Here is a 19,529-nt window from a genome sequence, read left to right as displayed (position 1 = left end):
ATTCTATGAAAAAGTTATCGCTTTTCTCCAAAGGAAAAGACTTATTAAAACTAGCACTTGGATTGGTCATGATCTCTGTATCTGTATCATGTGCCCAAGAAGAAACCCAGACAAGTCTGGTCCAAGATGGGAAATACGTCCATACTGTTGCTGGCAACCCATATCTTCCTTTGTGGGAGCATGTTCCTGACGGAGAACCAAGGGTATTTGAAGACCCGGATAATCCTGGGAAATATAGGGCATACATTATTGGATCACACGATCTAAGATTTACAAGTTATTGTGGTCCTGATATCAGGATGTGGTCAGCTCCTGTAGAGGATTTGACAAGCTGGAGAGATGAAGGAGCTATTTTTACTTATGAGATAGATGGGCAATGGGATGTGATGTATGCACCAGATTTGGTGGAAGTAAAAAGAAAAGACGGAACAAAGGAATACTACCTATATCCACATAGCAGAGGTCCTGGAAGAGAAGCAATGGTAGCAAAAGGCTCAAGACCAGATGGGCCATTTACTCCGATAAATATGACCGAAGACGGAAGACGAACGATTCCTGGAAGTATTTTGGGTTTTGATCCAGCTATCTATATTGAAAATATCGATGACCCAAATGATCCTGATTATGAGATAGGTTTCAGAGCCTACGGATTCTGGGGTTTCCAGCGATCTATGGCAGCTGAATTGGATCAGAATACCATGTATTCCATCAGGCCTGGTACCGAAGTGATTCCGTATTTTCTCCCTGCTAGTAATAGATATGGTTCTTTACGAGATCCAGAAGGAACTCAATATCCAAATATCTACGAGGAAGAAGATTTGGGAACATTCAATTTCTTTGAAGCTTCATCAATCCGAAAAGTTGGTAATAAATACATCACTGTATTCAGTGGCTATTCAGGCCCTGATTATGGCGTAAGTAGCACCAATTCAACTTTGAGATATGCAGTGGGTGATTCTCCACTTGGTCCATGGAAAAGCGGAGGTGTATTGGTGGATTCAAGAGGGCCAGTTTTGAATGAAGATGGAACAGGTATCATTCTTACCAACGGTGGGCACAATACTCATGGAAGTATCGAAGAGATCAATGGGCAATGGTATGTGTTTTACCACAAGCCACCTAGAGGTTTTGGTTTTGCCCGTCAGCCTGTAGTTGCACCTATCAGTATTGAAGTGGATGAAACTCCAGTAGCAGAAGGTGGAGGAGCCAGAATCAGAGCCTATGATCCTTATGCAGAAAACAAGCAGTGGACAGCGAAGGATAGCCAAGGCAGAGAATACAAAGGTGCTGAAGTGACCTCCGAAGGTTTCCACATGTATGGTCTTGATCCATATCAATATTACTCAGCAGGCTATGCTGCATATCTTTCTGATATCAGCATCCAGCAGGATTCTTGGGATATTTGGGACAACCATATGCCGATCACGCAAGTCAAAGGCGGTCATATTATTGGATACAAATACTTTGGTTTTGGTGGTCTTGCTGAAGATAAACATGGACTCAAAGCATTTGAAGGAACAAAATCTGGAAATCAAACTGCTTTCAATCTTTTCCTTACTCCAAAGACAGACAAAGCCTTCAAAGTCAATGTTTGGATAGATGGTCCTTATGCAAATGATACTTGGAAAGGTACTAAGATCGGTATACTCGAAGTTCCTGCAAATTCTAAAAAAGAATCGACAAAATTCAAAATTGATGTATCGGAATATGTTGATCAATTGGACAAAAAACATGCTGTTTACTTAGTGGCAGAAGGTGATGGATCAGAACCTCTTTTTGACCTGATGGGATTGGCATTTAGTGCAAAGGGAAAAGAAATCGAAAGGCCTATTTCTCCAAAGATCAGCATATCAGTGAATGGAGATGATGTAGAAGTTTCAGAAACACCTGTAAGGTCCACAAATGAAAATGGCATTCTTGGTTATGGTCTTTATGAAGTAATTGCAAGCCTACCAGCTGATTCGGATTCTAATCCTAAAGTAACTGCCAAAGCTGATAATCCATCTGTGAAAGTCTCAATTGAACAAGCTGAAAATAAAGACGTAGAAGCTACAGTAACTTGTGACTACAGAGGAGTTATCAAAACTTACAAAGTGAGATTTAATTAAGCTATCTAAATCAATGACGTTTAGATAAGACCTGCGAGGTTTTCTATCAAATAGGAAAAGGTTTCTTATTTGGCAGTGAAGACTAAAAAATGGTTTAAACCTGAAGGGTCTGTTTCCTTAACTAACCGACATTGTTATCTAAATAAAAATTTCATAATAGACTGAAAAGGTTGATTTACCTTTTCTAAAATTTCACATATAAACTTTCCCAAAGCCAAAAACTTTGGGAAAGTTACATCACAACCTTAAACCTAAACCAAATGAAAACTGCCATAAAATTCTTTTTCACGCTAGCTATCACTTTAATTTCCCAGATAGGTTTCTGTCAAAACCCCATTATCCGTGATTATTTCACAGCTGATCCAGCACCGATTGTACACAACGACATAGTTTATTTATATACCAGTCACGATACAGCTTCCGTGGAATCCAAGAACTATGAGATGAAAGATTGGCTTGTTTTTTCATCAACTGATATGGTGAATTGGGAGTATCAGGGAGCTCCCATTTCCCCAAAAACTTTTTCTTGGGCTACAGGTGATGCCTATGCGGCACATTGTACCGAACGAGATGGGAAGTTTTATTTTTATGTGTCTACATTTCACAAGGAAGATGAGAATAGTAAAGGTGGAGCAGCCATAGGTGTAGCTGTGTCTGATAATCCTACAGGTCCATTTGTAGATGCTATTGGCAAAGCATTGGTTGTAAATGAAATGACAACTGACAACAAGCATGGTTGGGATGATATCGACCCAGCAGTTTTTATTGATGATGATGCCCGCCTGCCGGACGGGCAGGGGCAAGCTTACATTTATTGGGGCAATGGAAGTCTGAAATGGGCAAAGCTCAAGGAAAATATGATAGAAATGGATGGTCCGATCAATTATTTGAATCCCGAAAATTTCATTGAAGGCCCATGGGTTTACAAACGCAATGATCTGTACTACTTGCTTTATGCCAGCAAAGGTGAAAAAGCAGAGCAAATTGACTATTGTATAGCCACAAGTCCAGAGGGGCCATGGGAACACAAAGGAGTGATTATGGAAAGTGTTCCCAATAGCTTCACCGTACATCCAGGAGTGGTTACATACAAGGGTAAAGACTATTTCTTCTATCACAATGGTGTGTTGCCGACTGGAGGAAGCTACAGAAGATCGATTTGTATAGACTACATGTACTACAATGAAGATGGCACCATCCAGAAAGTGATCCAAACAGAAGAAGGGGTCGAAGCTGTGCAATAGGGAAAAGAGAAAGAAGAAATCAATGAAAAGGATTACTAAATACAGGTTTGGGCTTATTACGCTATTGATGCTTCTTAATCTCTTCCTGATTTTTGATCAATCATTTGCCCAAAGGAGCTCAGATGCAATTTTTTCCCCAAATGGGAAAATTAAGGTAAGCCTAGAGGAAGCAATGCTTGCAAAAGATAAAAAATGGATACTGGTTTTATCTTATTTGGATGAATCAAGGGTAGAGAATGAGGTAATTCCTATGATTGAGCTTGGATTGAAAAGAGAGGATCAAGAGTTTGGTTCTGGTTTGAATCTACTCAAGGTGAGCAAGCCAAAACTTATCAAGGAGCAATATGAAGCAGTTCATGGAAAAAGGCTCTCTCGCTCCAATACAGCTTATGAAGTTGTTGCTAACTTTGAAAATGCTCAAAAGGCGAAGCTTGATGTGGTTATCAGGCTTTATGATGACGGGCTGGCTTTTCGCTATCATTTTCCTGAAAAAAACTCAGGAGAATTCAAGGTTTTGGATGAGTTTACGAGCTACCATATTCCCGATAGTACGATGCGTTGGCTTCAGAAATTCAATCCTGCCAATGAAGGTTATTATAGGGCAAGCAAAGATGGAAATACACAAGCTGATTGGGCATATCCGGCATTATTTCATACAGCTGATACATCTGCATTTTTTCTAATTCACGAAGCTGGGCTTGATAGAAATTATTGTGGAACCAAATTGAGTAATCAAGGTGATAGTAAATCTTATAAGCTTGTGTTTCCAGATGATTGGAATGGTAGGGGACAAGGGCAAAGAGAACCTACTATTTCTTTACCTTGGAGTTCGCCATGGAGAGTGATACAAGTAGGTGATATCGGATCCATAGTTGCTTCCACTCTGGTGGATGATCTATCTCCTGCATCAATTTTGACCGATATAGAATGGATCAAGCCTGGTTTAGTTTCATGGAATTATTGGTCTCACAATCATGGAACCAAGGATTTTCAAGTAGTCAAAAAATTCGCAGACTTGGCAGCTGAAATGAATTGGCCTTATACTTTGATCGATTGGGAGTGGGATGCGATTAGTAACGGCGGAAACTTGAATGATGCGCTCACTTACATTCAAAACCTTGGTGTAAAACCTTTGATTTGGTACAACTCCGGCGGAAATCATACTTGGGTAGAAGCTACTCCAAAAGATAGGATGCTTACCCATGAAAACAGAGTAAAGGAATTTACAATGCTCAAAGAGAAGGGCGTCGTGGGTGTTAAAATTGATTTTTTTGAAAGTGAAAAGCAGGATATGATCAATTATTATATCGATATCTTGGAAGATGCCGCTGAATTTGAAATGCTTATTTACTTTCATGGTTGCTTAGTGCCTAGAGGCTGGGCAAGGACATATCCTCACTTGATGACTTATGAAGGTGTCAGAGGTGCAGAGTGGTACAACAATGGCCCAGATTTCACTATTGAAGCCCCAGTTCACAATACAATCATGCCATTTACAAGAAATGTAGTAGGGTCGATGGATTATACACCAGTGACTTTTTCCAATTCTCAATTTCCTCACATTACCTCTTATGGCCATGAGATAGCATTAGGTGTTTTGTTTGAATCCGCTCTACAACATTTGGCTGATCGGCCTGAAGGGTACGAAATGATACCTTATGCGGCCAAAGTTTTCTTACGAGATATTCCGACAATTTGGGATGATACACAGTTCATTTCTGGATATCCAGGAGTAGATATTAACCTAGCTCGAAGAAGCGAGGATCAATGGTATCTAAGTGGAATACATAGCGAGTCTAAGCCAAAACGAATAAACCTTTCCCTAGATTTTCTAGATGAAGGTCAGAAATACAAACTTACTTTGATCAAAGACGGTAATCATGATCAAGAATTAGAAACCTCTTATAAAGTAGTCAGCAAAGGTGAGAAAATCTCAATTAGAATGCTGCCTAGAGGAGGATATTTAGGAAAACTTGAACCAATAAAATAATGAAAGTTTCAATTTCTAGTAAAAATTTAAAGATAGGTATAGTATTTAGTTTACTCTTATTTAATGTGCACATTAGTTTTGCTCAAAATAGACTAATTGCACATTGGAGTTTTGAAAATATTCAATCTCTTGACGGTACAATTATCCCTACTAAATCAGGATCAATATTAACTCAGAAAGACTCTAAACCAGCAGATCCTTCACCTTTTATCAATGATGAATCTGGAAATGGAAATCTATTGGAAGTGAAAAAGCAAAAAGCTGAATCTATGATTTTTTCTTCTGATGTACCCTTTTCAACAAGAAATGGTCAAGAGAATAAAAGATCCTTAGAGATCAAAAGTGGTGAATTCCAAGTTTCATTTCATCGATCATTGCCTTATCTTGATTTGAGTAAAAGCTGGGAGATTGAGTTGAGCCTTAAAACCAATCTTTTAGGAACAGAACAAGTTTTCTTAACTAAAGAAGGAGCCAAGGGGCAGTTGGTAGGTGATGTTTCGATAGGGTTTGATAACATGCAAAAAAGATATTTTGTAGAAGTATTTTGCTCGGATAACATACCTCGTAGGATTTTTGCTGGTAATGAAGTCAAAGCAGGTCAATGGTATGATTTACGTGCCCATACTTTTTACGATGAAAAAACAGATAGTACAACTTTAAATTTTGAAGTAAAACTTTCTTCTAATTTGAAATTTGAAGAAGCTGAGCCTATTTCATTTATGGGTTCAGCAATGAAAAACAATGCAGGACTTTGGATTATTGGAAGAGGTTATCCAGGAGGTTTTCCTAATAGTCTAGCTGTCTTGGATGGAGGAATTGACGAAGTGAAAATATCAGGGGAAGCTTTACCTCGAGTTCAAGGGCAGAACCCAATTTTTACAGATACTTTTACTGCTGATCCAGCGGCATTAGTTTTTAATGATACGGTATACGTCTATGTAGGGCATGATAAAGCTTCACCAGGGGAATGGTTTAATATGCCAGAGTGGCTTTGTTACTCATCAAGTGATATGATAAACTGGACTCCTCATGGATCTGTTCTCAAAGCCAGTGATTTTTTAAATGCAAATAGTAAGTCAGCATGGGCAGCTCAAGTTGTTGAAAAAGATGGTAAGTTTTATTTCTATGTAACTCTTGATCGACCAGAAGGACATTTTATAACAGTAGCAGTGAGTGATAAGCCAACAGGGCCTTTTGTAGAGGCAACTCCAGGTCAACCTCTTATCACTGATGATATGACCATGGATTCTCACAGAGCTAATTCTGATATCGACCCAACTGTATTTATAGATGATGATGGAACCCCGTGGATGATGTGGGGAAATGGGGATTTTTATATGGTAAAATTAAATCGAAATATGGTGGAAGTAGATGGTGAAATCACAAAAGTCCCTTTCAGAAATGTAGCTGAAGGACCATGGATATTTAAGAGAGGTGATATTTATTACAATGTTTATGCTGCTGATGCACCTGGTGTGCAACCTGAGCAAATAGCTTATGCCTCTGCTTCGAATGTTACAGGGCCTTGGACTTACGAAGGATTACTTACAGGTCCAGCAAAACATGGATTCACTATTCATCCAGCGGTTATTGAGTTTAAAGATCAATGGTATTTCTTTTACCATGATGGAGGATATGATTTGAACGGAGCTCCTGGAGGTGACACTAGAAGGCAGGTATGCTTGGAGTATCTTTATTTCGATGATAATGGTAAAATCAAACCAATTGAACTAACACAAAAAGGTATAGTCAAATAATAAAAAATATTATGAAAAAGTTATTGATCATTATGATATTAGTTGCAAGTTTTTGCAAAAATTCATCAGCGCAGCAGAGTTTATTACCACCTTTTCCTAAAGATGTAAAAAGTCTACCTATAAATAGTGTAGAACTGGGAGACTGGAAGAGCTTTCCAGAACAGAAATTGGATATTCCAATAGCTGCTGGACCATTTGAGCCCACTTGGGAATCTATTGAGGAGAATTATCCTGGAGAACCTGATTGGCTTCGAATGGCAAAGTTTGGGATTTGGGTACATTTTGGACCTCAATCAGCTGGGGAAAGTGGTGATTGGTATGCACGAAATCTATATAAACCTGGCCATTGGGCATACGATAATCATATAAAAAGATATGGGCATCCTTCAGAATTTGGATACAAAGATGTTTTACAAAATTGGAATCCTGAGGGGTTAGACCCAGAAAGACTAACTAAAATATATGAAGATGCAGGCGCTCGCTTTTTGATGATTCAAGGTGTACATCATGATAATTATGACCTATGGGATTCTAAATATCATCCTTGGAATTCGGTAAATATTGGACCCAAAAGAGATTTGTTAAAAGAATGGGAAGAAGCCTGTCGAAAAAGTAATATGAAATTTGGAGTTACTTTTCATCACGAATATACTTGGTGGTGGTGGCAAACAGCATTTGGAAATGATAAAGAGGGTGAAAAGGCAAATATTCCTTATGATGGGCATCTTTCACTAGAAGATGGAAAGGGAAAATGGTGGGAAGGATATGATCCTCGATTACTCTATGGAGTGGATCTCAGAGAATATAAAGGAGTAGAAAAGAATGCGCATACTGGCTGGTCAGCTGCCCCAGCTGGAATATTTTCAAACCATCTTCCTTATGCAAACTGGTATAGTACACAATGGGCTTTGAGAATAATGGATGTAGTTGAGAACTATAAGCCAGACTTTATTTATACTGATGGAACTGTTCAAGGTCCTTTTGTAGGATATGGTACTGGAACAGGATACAAATCTGATGCTATGCCGAGAGTAATGGCGGATTTTTATAATAGGACTCTTCAAGACCGTGGAGAAGTAAATACCTTTAGTATTGTTAAATTCAGAAGTAAAAATAATGGCACAGTGAATACCGAGGAGCATGGTATACCTGAAAAAATAAAAACAGATCAACCTTGGATAGCTGAAACACCAGTAGGTGATTGGTTTTATGCACCAAACTTCACTTATGATTCGGGAATGATGATAAAATACATCATTGAAGCAATAGCTAGGGATGGAAATGCAGCCATTTGTATTTCATTAATGCCAGATGGATCTATAAATCAGGAAAGCGAAAAAATGTTGAAGGAGGTTGGAGTATGGATGAAGAGAAATGGTCAGGCAGTATATGGTAGTAGGGCCTGGGAAATTCATGGAGAAGGAGAAATTGTAGATGGTAAATTAAAGCAGCTCCCAGGTGGGGCATTGAGAAGCAAACATGCTGATTTTGAATTCAATGAAACTGATTTCCGATTTACTGTAGGTGAAGATAATTCATTGTATGTTTTTTCAATGGTAATTCCAGGTGCATCATCAGAGATCATTATCAAGTCCTTGAATGAATCAGGTGAGATTTATGAAAAAAAGATTCAGAAAGTTTCTCTATTAGGTTTTGATAAAGATTTGACTTGGGTTCAGGATGAAAAAGGACTTATAATAAAATTCCCTGAAAATATTGATTTTAGAACTTCGGCGGTCTTTAAAATCGATTGAATTAAAAAGTAAACTCATGAAACAGTTTTTTAAAATTGCATATTTAGTCTTGGTCTTATCTGGTTTTACGTACACTTTGAGTGCGCAAACACCAATTATACAAACCATGTATACAGCAGACCCAGCACCTCTTGTCTACAATGATACAGTTTTCTTATACGTTGGCCATGATGAAGATAATGCACCAAATAATTCCTTCTTGATGCGTGAATATTCCTTATTTACAACTACAGATATGGTAAACTGGACAGCTCAAAAGACTCCTTTAAAAACCAGTGATTTCGAATGGTCAGCTGGGGATGCAAGTGCAGCACAATGTGTAGAAAGAAATGGTAAGTTTTACTTTTATATCTCTACATTGAATAGAAATTCTCCAGGTGTAAGTGTTGGAGTAGCTGTTGCAGATAGTCCATTTGGCCCTTTCAAAGATGCGATTGGTGAAGCGCTAATTACAAATGATATGACAAAGTTTGCCAAACATTCTTGGGACGACTTAGACCCATCAGTTATGATTGATTCAAATGGTCAAGCATATCTTTACTGGGGAAATAACGCATGCTATTGGGTCAAGCTAAATGAAGATATGATTTCAATTGATGGCGAAATTTCTGCTTTGGATATTTTTGATGAATCTGTGTTTGGGCCTGATTTTGAAGAAGCTCCATGGGCCTATGAACGTAAAGGCATCTACTACATGATTTATGCTTCAAATGTCGTAGAGTCTATTCATTATACGACTTCTAAGAGTCCAGAAGGACCATGGGAATATGGGGGGGGAATTATGCCTCATTCAGGCAATAGTGGATCTAACCATCCGGCAATCATTGATTTTAAAGAGAAATCATATTTTTTCTATCATGGTGCAGACCTTCCAGGAGGAGGTGATTTTAAAAGATCGGTTTGCATAGAAGAATTTGTTTACAATGAAGATGGGTCAATTCCAGAAATCCCAAAAGCTCAAGGCGTGTTTGAAAGTGCTGGTTCAATAAATCCATTTATTAGAAATGAAGCGGAAACAATAGCAGAATCTAAAGGGGTCAAATTGGGGGAAAATCATGAAATAGGTGTTTTTGTTAAAGAAATTCACAACAAGGATTACATCAAAGTAAGTAGTGTGGATTTTGGAAAAAGTAAAAATTTAACTTTTAAATCTAGCGTGTCAAGTAGGTATTTTGGAGGAAAAATTACATTGAAACTTGATAGTTATAACGGAGAAGTTGTTGGAGTTCTTAATATACCATATTTAGGTGATTGGGATGATTGGAGGACTTTGGTCACAAATGTTGAAGCCATAGATGGAATTCATGACTTATTTATGGTTTTTGAAGGAAATGAACCACATGAGTTGTTCCGAATGGATTTTTGGCAATTTGAAAACATAATTGATTAAGGTTTATAAACATTGCTAAAAGATTTAAATGCAAATCAATAAATCTCTAAAATATATATTAAGACAGAAATTAAAACTATGAAGAAACTAATATTTTGCTGTTTGACATTTATAAGCTTGTTCACTTATGCACAAGAATCTGATGTGAAAAGCCCAGATGGACTAGTCAAAGTAAGTTTGGTACTAGAAGATGGAAAGTTATTTTACTCCGTGAATTACGATCAGAAGACCATGCTTGATAAATCTCCTTTGGGTTTGGAAACCAATGCTGGCTCCTTCACTGAGCAACTTTCTTTTGTCAAAACCAAAACTGGAATTGTAGATCAGTCTTACACTCAAGATAGAATCAAGAAGTCTGATATCCATTACAAAGCCAATACACTCACTTATACAATAAAGAATGAAGCTGATCAAGAGATTTCAGTTCATTTTCAAGTCAGTAACAATGATATTGCTTTCAGGTATGAGCTTCCAATGTGGAAGGAGACCAAAGGTATTCTGGTAGAAAAAGAGATCACAGGATACAAATTCCCATCTTCATCTACGGCGTTTTTGTCAAACATGATGCGTCCCATGACTGGATTTGCAAGAACTGCACCTAGTTACGAAAGTGGCTATGTCACTGATGAACCTATCGATAAAACTAGTGCAAGACTAGGTTATGTTTTCCCTGGACTATTCAAAATAGGAAATGATGGTTGGGTATTGCTTTCAGAGACAGGTGTTGGGAGTAATTATACCGCATCACACCTGAGTGGGGTTCAAGATGGTGTTTATACCGTTTCATATCCTCAAATGGAACAAAATAATGGTTTTGGAAGCCCTGGAGCACAGTTAGGACTACCAAATCAGACTCCTTGGAGGACTATTACGCTTGGTAATTCCCTTAGTCCAATAGTGGAGACCACAATTCCTTATGATGTGGTAGAACCACTATATGAAGCTTCTCAAGATTACAAATACGGAAAAGGTACTTGGAGCTGGATACTCTGGCAAGACAACAGCATGAACTATGATGATCAGGTCAAGTTCATTGACTTGGCAGCTGAGATGGATTTTGAATACATTTTGATAGATGCTTGGTGGGATGATAGAATCGGTTACGACCGCATGGAAGAATTGATCAAATATGCAAATTCAAAAAATGTGGATGTGTTTCTTTGGTACAATTCCAATGGTACTGCCAATGATGCCTTCCAAACGCCTTTGAATAAAATGAATACTTCCATTGCCAGGAAAAAGGAGATGAAATGGCTTCAAGAAGCAGGGGTGAAAGGCTTGAAAGTTGATTTTTTTGGAGGAGACAAGCAAGAGACCATGCGGCTATATGAAGATATTTTGGTGGAAGCCAACGATTTTGGATTGATGGTGATTTTCCATGGAGCCACATTGCCAAGAGGATGGGAGAGGATGTATCCCAATTTTGTTGGAAGTGAGGCTGTATTAGCTTCTGAAATGTTGGTTTTCGTACAAGATATTAGGGAAAAAGAGGCTTTTTATGCCACACTCCATCCTTTTATCCGAAATACTGTGGCGAGTATGGAGTTTGGGGGAATTCTTCTCAATAAATATCTCAACAAAGGAAACCAAAGTGGACAGGAGCGATTGACAACTGATATCTTCCAGTTGGCGACAGGTGTGCTTTTCCAAAATCCGGTACAGATGTTCGGTTTGACGCCAAACAATCTAGAGGATGTTCCTGATTTTGAACTGGATTTTTTGAGAAAATTACCGACGACTTGGGATGAGACGATTCATATAGATGGCTATCCAGGCAAATATAGTGTATTAGCTAGAAGAAAAGGGGATCATTGGTATATCGCAGGTGTCAATGCTGAGGCTGATGCTAAAACCTTGAAGCTTAAACTTCCCATGGTAGTTGGGGAAAAATTTAATCTCTATAACGATGATAAAAGTAAAAAACCTTTCATAAAAACAGTGGAAGTAGGGAAAGAAGGTGTTTTCGAAGTTACTATCCAATCCCGTGGTGGGTTTGTCTTGACCAACCATTGATATTAGTAATAAGTAAGTATTGAATAAAAAAGAATAAAGGAGGAGGGTTATAGATATCCTTTTCACCAAAATATTATCTGATGAAAGTAAAAGAAGTAAAAGTTTCCCAATACCTCTTAATAAGCTGTTTGGTATTATTCAGTAGGATTGTTTTGGCACAAAATCCAATCATACAAACTGCCTACACCGCAGATCCAGCACCGATGGTGTACAATGACAAAGTCTATCTCTATACTTCCCACGATGAAGATGGATCGACTTGGTTTACTATGAATGATTGGCGACTATATACCACTGAAGACATGGTAAACTGGACAGACCATGGATCGGTCTTGTCTTTTAGGGATTTTGATTGGGGAAAAATAAATGCTTGGGCACCTCAATGTATAGAGCGAGATGGGAAGTTCTACATGTATGTACCCATTACAGACAGAAACAATCAAAATGGCATAGGAGTAGCTGTTTCTGATAGTCCTTATGGGCCATTTATAGATCCTTTAGGCAAACCTTTGATCAGCAATAGCAGTGCAGATATAGATCCGACAGTTTTCGTAGATGATGATGGACAAGCGTATTTGATGTGGGGAAATCCGGTCTGCTATTTTGCCAAACTCAATGAAGACATGGTTTCTCTTGATGGTGAAGTCGGTCAATTTCCCAATACAATTGAATCCTTCGGAAAAAGAAAAGCTGAGGATCCCAAAAGACCCACAACTTATGAAGAAGGTCCTTGGCTTTACAAGAGAAATAATCTTTATTATTTACTTTTTGCTGCAGGAGAACTTCCAGAGCATCTGGGTTATTCCACAAGTGATAGCCCAACAGGACCTTGGAAGTATCAAGGAGTGCTGATGCCAGCTGAAGGCCGAAGTTTCACCAATCACCCTGGGATCATCGATTACAAAGGCAAAACCTATCTTTTTTATCATAATGGAGGACTGCCAGGTGGAAGTGGGTTTACACGTTCAGTTGCAGTGGAAGAGATCAAGTTCAATGAAGATGGTACAATCGTGCCTATGAAAATGACAGAGGGAATTAGCAAAAGTATCGGTTCCATAAATCCATTTGTGAAAAGTGAAGCAGAGATGATCGCATGGTCAGAAGGAGTCAAAGCCAAAAGCAATGACGTAGTTGGGAATTTTATCACAGCTACCCGTGATGATGCTTATACCAAAGTGGTAGGAGTTGATTTTAGAGAAAGCGGCGCTACCAAGTTCACAGCGAGAGTAGGTACAACGCATAATGGTGGCGTATCAATGGAAGTTAGGTTGGGAAGCAAAGAGGGAAAATTGTTGACTACCATCAAAGTACCTTTGACAGGTGGCGATGATAGGTGGGTTTTGGTAGATTCTGAAATAGAAAAAACCACAGGTGTCCACGATTTGTATTTTGTATTCAAGGGAAAAGCACCTCGAGACATCATGTACTTTGATTATTGGTTATTTAGAAAGTGATTGAAAGATTGGAGATTGAAATATTTGAAGAACTTGTCCGCCGTGGCGGATTAAAAATTTTAAAGATTGTAAAACTATCTTCTCCTAGGTTTGTGTCCTCATAAACCATTCTAACTGATCTTCCTTGGTTTGTGTCCCCACAGACCAAAAGCGCGTCAAATCCTTGTTTTGTGTCCTCACAAACTAATCTAATTGATGAATTGAAATATTGAAAAAAAAGCATAAAACCATAACCAAAAAAATAAAACAATGAAAATCAATAAATCAAAATTATGGGCTTTAGGGGCTTCTGTTTTAATAATATGGAGTTGTTCAAATTCTGAAGAGGTTATTCCAGATTTGAATGTTCCTGAAGATGAAGAAGATACCGGGGAAGTAGTGATCCCACTAAAAGAACTTTTCGAGGACTACTTTGAAATTGGTGCTGCTGTTACTCCTCAGCAAGCAGATCTTGGTACAGCACATGGACAGACTTTGAGGAAGCATTTCTCGAGCATCACCGCCGAGAATGTCATGAAGCCTGATGCTCTTCAACGTGTCAAAGGCCAATATACTTGGTCAAGTGCAGATCAATTGGTACAGTTTGCCAAGGATAACAATATGCTAGTGAGAGGACACTGCCTAACCTGGCATTCACAATCACCTGATTGGATGTTTTATGATGAAAATGGGGATTTGCTTTCGAGAGAACTAGCACTTGCCCAACTTGAGGAACATATCACAACTGTCGTTACGAGGTACAAAGATGATGTATATGCCTGGGATGTCGTCAATGAAGCGATGTTTGATTGGGATCCTGCGGGTGTGATTGAGTACAGGGAAGATTCACCATGGTACCAAATGATAGGTGAGACATACATCGATTCCGCTTTTGTATATGCACGGAGAGCAGATCCGAATGCCAAATTATTTTACAATGATTACAATTCCATTTTCAGTTGGAAGAGAAACAAGATTTACAATATGGTCAAAAGACTCAAAGACAATAATATTCCTATAGATGGAATAGGGCTGCAGGGTCACTGGATGGTAAATACTTCAGAGGCAGACATTAGGACTACTTTGGATTTGTTTAGAAGTTTGGATGTAGAAATTCAGATTACTGAACTCGATATTCCTGTCTATCTATCAAGTGATGAGCCAGGAGCTACTGTGTATAATGATACTTTTTCTTTTAGACAAAAGATGGCTTATACCATGATTTTTGATGTTTTGTTGGATTATAGTGACATTATTACCAACGTGACATTCTGGGGTATAGGTGATGATCATACGTGGTTAGACCAGCCAGGAAGGAAGGCTTTTCCTTTTCTACTTGATGAGGAGTTGAATCCGAAACCAGTGTATTTTGAAGTACAAAAATTAGTTCAAAACCGATAATATTTAGGATTGGGACTAAAATTTAAATTTTATAGTAATTATTTTATAAAAAGTATTAGAATCAAAATATTATACAAGTTTCATAGTGATTATATGAATAATTTTATAAAATCACTAGAATTATGTGACTGGTTTCTATTTGGTTGCAATATGCATTATTTTAGGGATCAGAATATAAAAATGATTTAAATGAAAGATAAAATAAACCAATCAAAATTAACCAGTGGCGAAAAAAGAAGGGATTTTATAAAGAAAAGCGCACTTGCATTTGGGGCTTTTCACATTATTCCAAGCCATGTACTTTTTTCAAAACCTGAAATCAGAAACAAAGCTGGGGAAATCGTGCAAATGGCATCTAAAGTGCCAAGTGATAGGGTGAACCTTGCTTGTATTGGAATAGGAAATAGGGGAGAGCAAGTAATCAATGACTTTGATAGAACAGGCTTGTCAAATGTGGTTGCCCTATGTGACGTGGATATGGGTGCTCCCCATACGACCAAAATCATGGAAAAGCATTCCAAAGCAAAGCGTTTCAAGGATTTTAGGGAGCTTTTGGACCAAAAAGAAGTTGATTTTGATGCAGTTATCATCTGTACACCGGATTTTTCACATTTCCCTATAACCATGCACGCCATGGCTTCAGGTAAGCCGGTATATGTAGAAAAACCAATGGCAAGGACATTTCAGGAAGTCGAACTGATGATGAAGGCAGCCAAAAAATACGGAGTGATTACCCAAATGGGTAACCAGGGACATTCAGAAGCAAATGCATTTCAATTTAAAGCTTGGGTAGATGCAGGGATTATCAAAGATGTAGATGCAATCACTTGTCATATGAACAGCAGGAGAAGATGGCATGGTTGGGATACTTCTATGACTAGCTATCCAAAGGCAGAGCCAATACCAGAAACACTTGATTGGGATCTTTGGCTGACGACAGCAGAGCATCATGATTACAACAAAGATTTCGCCAATGGCCAATGGAGATGCTGGTACGAATTCGGGATGGGAGCTTTGGGAGATTGGGGTGCACACATTATGGATAGTTTCCATAGATATTTGGATTTGGGTCTTCCAGAAGAAATCAACGCAGTAAATCTGAAAGGACACAATCCTTTGTTCTATCCACAAGCAACAACTTTGGATTTCAAATTTCCAAAAAGAGGAAAAATGCCTGCTGTAAATGTGACTTGGTATGATGGATTGGAAAATTTACCACCACTTCCTGAGGGTTATGGTAGTTCAGAGTTGAGTGCTGATATCCCAGCTGCCGGCACAGGACAAATTGAGCAGAGAAATCTAAATCCTGGAAAAATAATTTATGGCAAAGATTTGACATTTAAGGGAGGTTCACATGGAAGCACACTTTCTATCATTCCAGAAGAAGCAGCAAATGATATGAAAAGTAGTTTGCCGGAAGTTCCAGAAAGTAGCTCCAACCATTTTGCAAACTTCCTTTTGGCATGCAAAGGTGAAGAAAAAACCAGATCTCCTTTCGAAGTTTCAGGACCATTGAGCCAGATATTTTCATTAGGAGTCCTAGCCCAACAAATGAATACCAACCTGAAATTTGACAGAAAGAAAAAAGTAATCACCAACAATAAAGTTGCCAACGAGCTACTCAATGGCACCCCACCAAGAAAAGGATGGGAGGAATATTATAAGTTATAAGGAAAGAGAACCTGACCTTTGAGGTTTCCAAAAACCTCGAAGGTCTCCTATAATCAGGGTCAGAGAAGCAATAAGCAAGAACCACTATTAAATGAAAACATCAAATTAACCATTAAACCTAAAACCTATGAAAACCTTCAAATTAGCCTTATTAATCATTACTGTTTTCCTGTCAAATTTTACCCAAGCCCAAGACGCAGAAATCATCGCACCATCAGGTTTTGATCAAGTAAAAGAAGAGGTTTCAAAAGGAGAAGTAAAAGAGATATCCTATCCATCAAAGACAGTTGGTGTGGATCGTGTTGCCAATATTTATTTCCCTCCGGGGTACACTGCGTCTGAAGCTTATCCAGTGCTTTATTTACTACATGGAATTGGTGGGGATGAAAGAGAGTGGCTTGATCAAGGTACACCAAATGTAATCTTAGACAATCTCTATGCGGACAAAAAAGCAAAGCCAATGATCATCGTCATGCCAAATGGTCGTGCCATGGAAAACGACCGTGCGGAAGGTGATATCTTTGGAGAAGAACCTGTCAAGGCATTTGCAAGATTCGAAAAGGATTTGATGGATGATTTGATTCCATTTATTGAAAAATCATATAAAGTAAAGCCTGGAATAGAAAATAGGGCTGTAGCTGGACTTTCTATGGGTGGAGGTCAATCTTTGAATTTTGGATTGAATCATCCTGAGGACTTTGCCTGGGTTGGAGGTTTTTCACCAGCACCAAATACAAAGCGAGGCAGTGATTTGCTTCCACAAGCAGATGTTTCCCGAGAAAACCTAAAGTTGCTGTTTCTAAGCTGTGGTGATCAAGATAACTTGATGAGAGTAGCTAATCAAACGCATGATTATCTAAATGAGCAAAACATCGATCATACCTACAGAGTGATTCCGGGTCACCACCATAATTTTGAATATTGGAAAAATGAGTTGTATTTCTTCGTCCAAGAGATATTTTAGATAGATCTTATTTGTGATTTTCATAATTTCCTTACCAATAATAATTATGACTACTTTGTTAAGATTATTCTACTTAAGTCTATTTATTGTAATTCTTACAAGTAGTTGCAATCGAAAAAAACCTGTTGCTGATCAGTTAGAAGAAACTAATGTCAAACATATTGTTTCAGTTGATTTCGAAAATACGTCTGAAATTAAGTATGAGGATTACATTGATTTTGTCAAATATGTGAAGTTAGAGACTACCGATGAAAGTTTAATCGGTGGTGTTGATAATTTGCTTTTTGATGACGAAAAGATTTTTGTAGTAGATAAATATGTAACCAAATCAATATTCGTATTTGATATGAAGGGGAGATTTATGCATAAGATTCATGCCGTAGGGGATGGTCCAGATAAATATTTCTCTATTCGCGATGTTTCCTTGGATGTTTCAAATAAGCGCATTTGTTTAGTGGATTTGGATGGGCGAAGGATAAAATTTTACACATATGAAGGGGATTTTATTGAAAGTGTTCGTATGCCTTTTTTGTTTAGTTCTATGATTCATTTGACAGATGGTCAATTTGTTTTTAATTCAGGGTTGTCAGCCAATCAGGATAAAGAAGATATTGATGGATACTCTTTGGTAGTAGCTGACATGGAAGGTAAAGTAAGTTACAAAGCGTTTGAAGACAGAAATCACAATTTTTCTTTTACAATACAAGATCCTTTACGGATTTCCGGTTCGGATATTTTCTTTAATCCTCGTTATAGAAATGTGATTTATTCCATCAGTCAGGAGGGTGCATTGCCTTTTTATAAGCTTGATATGGGGATTCATGGTTTTCCCCAAGAGCGCTTGCCTAGCATCAATACTCAAGAATATTTGGAGATGGATGCAAATAAAAGTTTTGTTAATGGATATATAAGTTTGAAAGACGGAGCTATGTTTATCATTTTTGGTGATAAACAGGTTTTTAATGTTTTATATTCCAAGGAGTCAGGGAATTCAATTTCTTTATTGAAACCTGTATTTAGCCACTTTTCACATCCCCTGTTTAGCTCTAACGGTTCCCCTTCTTATTTTCATTATTATGATCAGTCCATCGTGACTGTGTCTTGGCCGGATGTAGTTCTTATGTTAGGTGAAATCTTTCCCAAATCTGATAGAGATGAATCAGGCTTGAATCAATTATTGGAGGGAATAGACAAATCAAGTAACCCTGTTTTGACTTGGTTTGATTTGAAGGAGTTTTAGTCTTTGACAGAAATATTGCTTTTCTAAACGTTTAAGAAAAAATGAAATGAAGTATTCGAAAATTTTAGTGGGTAGGTTATTTGTGAAGTGTTTCTTGTTTAGTGGAGCGCTATTTCAGGCTTGTGGCGGTTCAAATGATGGAGTGGAATATTTGGGTGCTATGAGAAACAAGGCGCATCTTTCCTCCTTTTTCCCAATAAATGATTCTACTATGGCGATGTACAATTCTCGACTTCCAAATGAGCAGGTCTTTGAAAGTACTTTTCCAGCTCAGCCTAGATTTTTTATTGCAAATGATTCTGAAGAAATTGAAAAACAGGATTTGGGAAGGAGTCAAAGGGAAGCCGAAAACATTATTTTGGTAAAGTTTAGGTTGAAAGATTTTTGATATAAGGACAAAGAGATGAGAAGTTTTGTCTGAATAATCATCCCAACGAATTTATTCTTGATGCCATGTGATAGGTTAATAGCTATTATTTGGAAGGTATATTTTGATCAAGAGGGAATTAGAAATGAAAGTAATAAGCACCCTTAAGCTTAAAGCATTAGATGCCTTAGATAACC

Annotated in this window: 13 protein-coding genes; all 13 read left to right on the top strand. The window is 38.0% G+C overall.

The window, feature by feature from the left end; genetic code table 11:
• The first annotated feature begins 5 nt into the window (after positions 1–5).
• The 13 genes from MM236_RS01465 (at position 6) to MM236_RS01405 (ending at position 19,353) form a co-directional block, all read left to right on the top strand.
• Positions 6–2,108, top strand: coding sequence for a hypothetical protein (locus tag MM236_RS01465; RefSeq protein WP_241273150.1), 2,103 nt, complete (start codon positions 6–8; stop codon positions 2,106–2,108).
• A gap of 260 nt (positions 2,109–2,368) precedes the next feature.
• Positions 2,369–3,352: a glycoside hydrolase family 43 protein gene (locus MM236_RS01460; RefSeq protein ID WP_241273149.1), complete on the top strand. Its 984-nt coding sequence runs from the start codon at positions 2,369–2,371 to the stop codon at positions 3,350–3,352.
• A 22-nt stretch (positions 3,353–3,374) separates the two neighbouring features.
• Positions 3,375–5,342, top strand: a complete 1,968-nt coding sequence (locus tag MM236_RS01455) for a glycoside hydrolase family 97 protein (protein ID WP_241273148.1) — start codon at positions 3,375–3,377, stop codon at positions 5,340–5,342.
• Entirely contained in the window at positions 5,342–7,099 is a 1,758-nt protein-coding gene (locus tag MM236_RS01450; protein WP_241273147.1) for a glycoside hydrolase family 43 protein, read from the top strand. Before MM236_RS01455 ends, MM236_RS01450 begins: the two co-directional genes overlap by 1 nt.
• A gap of 11 nt (positions 7,100–7,110) precedes the next feature.
• Positions 7,111–8,853: an alpha-L-fucosidase gene (locus tag MM236_RS01445; protein ID WP_241273146.1), complete on the top strand. Its 1,743-nt coding sequence runs from the start codon at positions 7,111–7,113 to the stop codon at positions 8,851–8,853.
• Positions 8,854–8,869: 16 nt separating this feature from the next.
• A complete protein-coding gene (locus tag MM236_RS01440) occupies positions 8,870–10,243 on the top strand; it encodes a glycoside hydrolase family 43 protein (RefSeq protein WP_255742236.1) in 1,374 nt (457 codons plus the stop codon).
• Between the two features lie 78 nt (positions 10,244–10,321).
• Entirely contained in the window at positions 10,322–12,256 is a 1,935-nt protein-coding gene (locus MM236_RS01435; protein ID WP_241273144.1) for a glycoside hydrolase family 97 protein, read from the top strand.
• An 80-nt stretch (positions 12,257–12,336) separates the two neighbouring features.
• Positions 12,337–13,710 carry a glycoside hydrolase family 43 protein gene (locus MM236_RS01430; protein WP_241273143.1) on the top strand — a complete coding sequence of 458 codons (1,374 nt, stop codon included), beginning with the start codon at positions 12,337–12,339 and terminating at the stop codon, positions 13,708–13,710.
• Positions 13,711–13,959: 249 nt separating this feature from the next.
• Entirely contained in the window at positions 13,960–15,090 is a 1,131-nt protein-coding gene (locus MM236_RS01425) for an endo-1,4-beta-xylanase (protein ID WP_241273142.1), read from the top strand.
• Between the two features lie 189 nt (positions 15,091–15,279).
• Positions 15,280–16,761, top strand: coding sequence for a Gfo/Idh/MocA family oxidoreductase (locus tag MM236_RS01420; protein ID WP_241273141.1), 1,482 nt, complete (start codon positions 15,280–15,282; stop codon positions 16,759–16,761).
• Positions 16,762–16,888: 127 nt separating this feature from the next.
• Positions 16,889–17,725, top strand: a complete 837-nt coding sequence (locus tag MM236_RS01415; RefSeq protein WP_241273140.1) for an alpha/beta hydrolase — start codon at positions 16,889–16,891, stop codon at positions 17,723–17,725.
• Between the two features lie 46 nt (positions 17,726–17,771).
• A complete protein-coding gene (locus MM236_RS01410) occupies positions 17,772–18,965 on the top strand; it encodes a DUF4934 domain-containing protein (RefSeq protein WP_241273139.1) in 1,194 nt (397 codons plus the stop codon).
• Between the two features lie 46 nt (positions 18,966–19,011).
• Positions 19,012–19,353 (top strand): hypothetical protein, encoded by a 342-nt coding sequence (locus MM236_RS01405; protein ID WP_241273138.1) that lies wholly within the window; start codon positions 19,012–19,014, stop codon positions 19,351–19,353.
• Positions 19,354–19,529: the final 176 nt, after the last annotated feature.

Origin of the sequence: Belliella calami (assembly GCF_022549695.1) — a bacterium.
Taxonomy (GTDB): Bacteria; Bacteroidota; Bacteroidia; order Cytophagales; family Cyclobacteriaceae; genus Belliella; species Belliella calami.
Note: the sequence above shows the minus strand (reverse complement) of the source record. Positions and strands in the feature narration are given on the sequence as shown.